The organism is Acinetobacter sp. UBA3132 (genome assembly GCF_002364825.1).
GTDB lineage: Bacteria > Pseudomonadota > Gammaproteobacteria > Pseudomonadales > Moraxellaceae > Acinetobacter > Acinetobacter schindleri.
Genome location: NZ_DEZM01000107.1, coordinates 1 through 5,179, shown reverse-complemented (window position 1 = coordinate 5,179; position 5,179 = coordinate 1). Strand labels below are relative to the sequence as shown.

Sequence of the window (5,179 nt, the reverse complement as noted above, 5' to 3'; positions counted from 1 at the left end):
AGAATAATTTATCCTTGTTTTGCAATTTTTCCAGAATTTCTTCATCAAGCAGATCAATCGCATAAGCTTCATCTGCCTCATAGTCATCGACAGCACCATCCACCCCGGCACGATAACCATTCCAGATTTCCATCTCGCGGTCACGTTCACGACAGAATAGACTGTAGGTATAACCTTCTTCTTCGCTGTCAAAGGTTTCGATCACAGCCACAGCTTCTGGTTCAGCAAAGCCCGTCAAATAAAAGAAACTGCTATCGGCACGATATTTATAGTCAGCATCACGGTTACGCAGGGCCACTGGGCTGGTGGCGATAATGGCAATACTGCGTAGTCCCATTTCCCCGGCGAGGATATCACGACGTTCCTGAAATTCTGCTTGTGTCAGTTTCTTCATTGGTCCTTACTTCTTATATCAATGCTGTTCTTGAATATGATTTGATACCGGAGTAAGCCAGAGGATGACTGGACTTATTCCGGTTTTTCTAAAGCTAAATAGCTATAGTTCAGCTTGGGCGATGTGGTGAGAAAATTTCAACTACAGATTGTGCCTGAGCTGGGTCCGTAGACTCAGTTTTTACTTTAGCTGTAAAACGTTTCAACAGTGGCGTTTCCTCCACTTCAACTTTTTTACGACCCACAGATAAACTCACTGGAATCAGACGTACAAATTCGTACAACTCCAGATAGCTTTCCTCACCTTCAGCATCGTCGTCAGAATCTTCAAATTCAACTGCTGCAACATCTTGTAAATGTTCAATCAGTTCCATTTCATCATCACGAATATGGCCTGTTGCCAGCCCAAAACCAAGGACTACACCGGCACACCAGTCTGCCAATGCCTGCACACGTTCTGCGAGGCTATGCTCGTCATCCGGAAGTAATGGAAGATAATCCAGCTCATCTTCAGAAAGTGAGTGGAATACGTCTTCTGCTTCACCTGTTAGTAATTCCAATGCTTCCGCATCCAGCTCAGGGACATCTAAAGTTTCCAGAATCTGTAACCATTCTTCGCTACTCGGCGCCTGGGTCACACAAACAATACCGGTAAGCAAACCATGAAGTTCGCTTGGGCTGGAAATTTCCTCAATTGAAGAAAAATTGCGGTGCCAATCTGACCAACCTGAAATATCGTCTTGCATTCGTTTATCCAATCTCTATACTGCTTATATATTACCTTTGTTTGCAATACTGTGCGACCTCGATATGTTAGAAGAATTACAGCGTCTACAAGTGCATATTGGCGTTTTAAAAACGCGCCTTGCACATCTGGAGAACGAAAACTCCAGCCTGCGTGAAGAACAGGACTCCTCTCTGAGTCAGCATCAAGCCGAAATCATTCAAAAAAACAGCATTATTAGCCAAAAACAACAAGAAAATGACAGTTTAACTGAACAGTTAGCTGAATCTCGCTCGCAATATCAACAGCTTAATAATGATGCAACTGCACTTGCAGACCGGTATGGCCGTCTGGAAAAAAGCTGCACCGATCTGAAAAACCGTTTTCAGGAAATTCTGGCTGAGCGTAATGAACTGCGCACTTTGAAAGAAAAGCTGCTGAATGAACAGCAACAGGCGCGTCAGGAAATTCAACGCCTGCATCAGGAAACTGAGCGTCTGACCCAGAAGAATGAGCATGCTAAAGCCAAGGTTGAAGCGATTATCCAGCGTCTGGCGATTCTGGGCACAGCTCAAGATCATCATGCACAGGAAATTCAGCAATTGGCCCATCCGACTGAAACGACTGAGGAAGTGTCAACATGAGCGAACAGATTGCTATTGATTTAAGAGTAATTGGTCACAGTTTCCGTCTGGCCTCCACCGCAGATCAACGCGAAGAACTTGAACGTGCAGCGCAACTATTGAATGACAAATACGATGAATTTCGCCGTAAAGCACCTCGTATGGAACCAAGCAAACTGGTGATTATGGTAGCGCTAGAACTGATGCAGGAAGTGTTGAGCATGAATAAATCACTGCAACAATATGCCCACTGCGAACGTTTGTTACAAACTATTTTAGAAGAAGTTGAAGAACTGACTGAATAAGCAGACTTTTTGTTTAAACTTCATTCGATCAATGGTCAAGTTTACAGTTCCAACACAGCATAGAGTTGCCACATAAACTTTATCGTTTATACTAAGTCTAACTCTGGGATGTTCGCCAGCGGGTCTATTCCCCTGCCGATACTTAAACTTATGGATTGCGTTCTGTATATTTAGAGTGTATGCCCACCTTCGAGTGGGAAACCCAGCAAGTATACGTCGCGTCCACCTTGAACTCATCGGGTTCAGGGTAACGACACATGCAGCGGCATCTTCGGAGTACTTTAAGTGATTGTTTTTCAATAATCATGAACAAAATTTCTAAATTCTCTATCAAATTAATTTTCATTTTCTAGCCCTTTGTATACTCCATGTATACCAAAGATCTAATCACTAATTCAGCTAGTGCTGTTAGGAAATGAAAATGTCTAATAAGAAAGTACTTATTACCCTCTCGTTTGTTAAAAACCTGATTAAACAACTGTCAGATCCAAACGCAGAAGATTTATTAAAAGAATCAAAATCATATTGTTTTGATATTCCCACGGGTAAACAAATCTTCTTTCGTGACCTTAAACTTATTGGCTTTGCTATCAGGGCCACTCGCCATTCTCTGGTATATACCGTTGAGAAAAAGATGCCAAGTGGTGCTCCTTGTCGTGTAACTATAGGAGACCATGGTCTTTACACACCAGAAACTGCAAGGCAGAAGGCAATTGAATACATTATTGAGATGTCTCAAGGAATCAATCCCAATGAGAAAAAAAATCAACTACGTAACAATGCATCTCAAGAACATATCAATCAGCAGAAAATTCCCTCTTTGCTAAATGCTTATCACCATTATATTGAAGCAAAACCGCATTTAAAACCTTCTACGTTATCTGTCTATGACAGAGATATGAACCTATACCTAAAGGACTGGCATCATTTAAAAATTACAGTTGTAACGATGCAAATGGTGATTGATAAACATGCAGAAATTTCAAAAACAAATCGATCCCATGCCAACATCACACTTAAACTATTTTCTGCAATTTATAATTTTCACCGTAAAAGACTAATTTCTAATAATCAACCGATTATCACTGAATTTAGCCCTGTAGAAATCCTTTATCGTAATGATTTATTTAATACCTTAAAACCTAGAAAAGGTTACATAAATAGCGAAAAACAAGCGGATTGGATTCTTGCTATTATTCAAACTCAATGGCGTGGTCAAATCTATGCCAATGAATATGGTTATTTGAATCAAGATTTCCTTCTGGCTTTTGTACTGACTGGTCTAAGACGCAGTGAAATCGAGCAACTGGAGTGGGCTAAGATAGATCTCAAATATGGTACTTTAACTATCATTAACCCTAAAAATGGCAATGACCTACTCTTACCATTAGGAGACGTATTGCTGCATATTTTTAAACAAAGAGCAAAATATGCAAATGGTAGTAAATATGTATTTCCTGCAAGGGATAATGGCACGCATGTGAAAGATCGGAGATATGTTCGTCATAAAATTTCTTTAAAAACAGGCATTCCATTCACTTTTCATGATTTAAGACGTACATTCGCATCTATTGCCAATCGTTGTGGGATCGGCATGTATACCGTAAAAACGTTAATTAATCACGCTTATCAAGATGATTCAGATATTACTGCTGACTATACCCAGATTGATGCAAAAGATTTAAGGAATGCTATGAACAAAATTGAAAATCATATTCTTTCTGACGAGGGGCGAAATCTTATCCTCAACCGGGAATATTCAATTCAAAAAAGCAAACAGAGATTGTAAAAATAAAAACCAATGTCTAAACATCGGTTTTTTAAATTTATACTATAAGTTCAAAATTATGCAGTTTTAGCCAGATTTTCGACTTTAATAAAGTTCACTTGCTCCTGCTGACGCTGCATAATGACTTTACCATTACGCACACTCAATATAGCTTTTGTTTGGTTCGCCACAACTTCATAATCATTTTTAGCCGGCATAATAATGAAGCTTGCCGGATGTCCGACCTCAATCCCGTATTGATCACCTAAACATAAAGTCTTGGCCGAATTATCTGAAACAAAATCCAAGCAACGTTGTAGATCTTCATAACCCAGCATATGACAGATATGTAAGCCAGCATCCAGAATACGAATAATATTGCCATTCCCTACCGGATACCAAGGATCACGAATTGAATCCTGGGCAAAACAAATATTCATGCCTGCACGGTCAATTTCTGGTACGCGTGTCAAACCACGGCGCTTTGGATAAGTATCAAATCTTCCTTGCAAATGAATACTTTCTGTAGGGCAAGAAATAAAGTTAATCTTAGAACGTTTCAGTAAGCGGAATAGCTTGTAACAATAAGCATTATCATAAGAACCCATCGCTGTAGTATGGCTAGCTGTTACACGTTCTCCCATACCTCGTACACGTGCTTCATCTGCCAAAACTTCCAAAAAGCGAGATGCTGGATCATCAATCTCATCACAGTGTACATCCACCAGACGGTTATATTTTTCAGCTAAATCCATCAAGAAATGAACTGAACTTACACCTTTTTCACGGGTATATTCAAAATGCGGAATGCCGCCTACTACATCTGCACCAAGCTTTACTGCCTCTTCCATTAAAGCACGTCCATTTTTAAATGACTCAATGCCTTCTTGAGGGAATGCCACAATCTGCAAATTTACTTTATCTTTAATTTCTTCTTTAACTTCAAGCATAGCTCGCATTGCAGTCAAACTTGGATCAGTTACGTCAACATGTGTACGCACATGTTGAATGCCATGCTCGATGAGCATATCCAGCGTTTTTAAAGCACGTAGTTTAGTATCTTCAAAAGTGATCGTTGCTTTACGTTGCCCCCAGCGTTCAATTCCTTCAAAGAGTGTGCCTGACATATTCCACTCAGGTTCACCCGCAGTGAGTACAGCATCCAAATGAATATGGGGATCAACCAAAGGTGCCATGACTAATTGCTGATGTGCATCGATGGTATCTACATCGCCTGCTTGAATAAGACCTGCTTGCTTCTCAATAGCGTCAAAAATACCCTTGTTATAAGTGATACTAAATAAACCTTCTTGATGACGTAAAACTGCATTGATAATTTTCATGTTGATTCCTTTTTTAAATAATT

The 5,179-nt window shown here is 39.9% G+C and carries 6 protein-coding genes and 1 other RNA gene; 4 read left to right on the top strand and 3 right to left on the bottom strand.

The window, feature by feature from the left end:
* Both B4033_RS05200 and B4033_RS05195 read right to left on the bottom strand, forming a co-directional pair.
* The coding region (locus B4033_RS05200; RefSeq protein ID WP_286832537.1) for an aminopeptidase P N-terminal domain-containing protein at positions 1 to 394 on the bottom strand (394 nt) is incomplete at its 3' end.
* Positions 395 to 503: 109 nt separating this feature from the next.
* Positions 504 to 1,139, bottom strand: coding sequence for a UPF0149 family protein (locus tag B4033_RS05195; protein WP_005221317.1), 636 nt, complete (start codon positions 1,137 to 1,139; stop codon positions 504 to 506).
* Positions 1,140 to 1,203: 64 nt separating this feature from the next.
* Here B4033_RS05195 and B4033_RS05190 point away from each other — a divergent pair, with 64 nt between their 5' ends.
* The 4 genes from B4033_RS05190 (at position 1,204) to B4033_RS05175 (ending at position 3,834) form a co-directional block, all read left to right on the top strand.
* Positions 1,204 to 1,761, top strand: a complete 558-nt coding sequence (locus tag B4033_RS05190; RefSeq protein ID WP_286832535.1) for a hypothetical protein — start codon at positions 1,204 to 1,206, stop codon at positions 1,759 to 1,761.
* Positions 1,758 to 2,045, top strand: coding sequence for a cell division protein ZapA (locus B4033_RS05185; protein WP_004810731.1), 288 nt, complete (start codon positions 1,758 to 1,760; stop codon positions 2,043 to 2,045). Before B4033_RS05190 ends, B4033_RS05185 begins: the two co-directional genes overlap by 4 nt.
* A gap of 97 nt (positions 2,046 to 2,142) precedes the next feature.
* Positions 2,143 to 2,327: non-coding RNA, 6S RNA (ssrS, locus tag B4033_RS05180), on the top strand.
* Between the two features lie 139 nt (positions 2,328 to 2,466).
* Complete coding sequence (locus B4033_RS05175; protein ID WP_286832533.1) at positions 2,467 to 3,834, top strand: tyrosine-type recombinase/integrase; 1,368 nt, start codon at positions 2,467 to 2,469, stop codon at positions 3,832 to 3,834.
* A 56-nt stretch (positions 3,835 to 3,890) separates the two neighbouring features.
* Here B4033_RS05175 and codA read toward each other — a convergent pair whose 3' ends face one another.
* Positions 3,891 to 5,156, bottom strand: coding sequence for a cytosine deaminase (gene codA / locus B4033_RS05170; protein ID WP_286832532.1), 1,266 nt, complete (start codon positions 5,154 to 5,156; stop codon positions 3,891 to 3,893).
* Between the last annotated feature and the right edge of the window lie 23 nt (positions 5,157 to 5,179).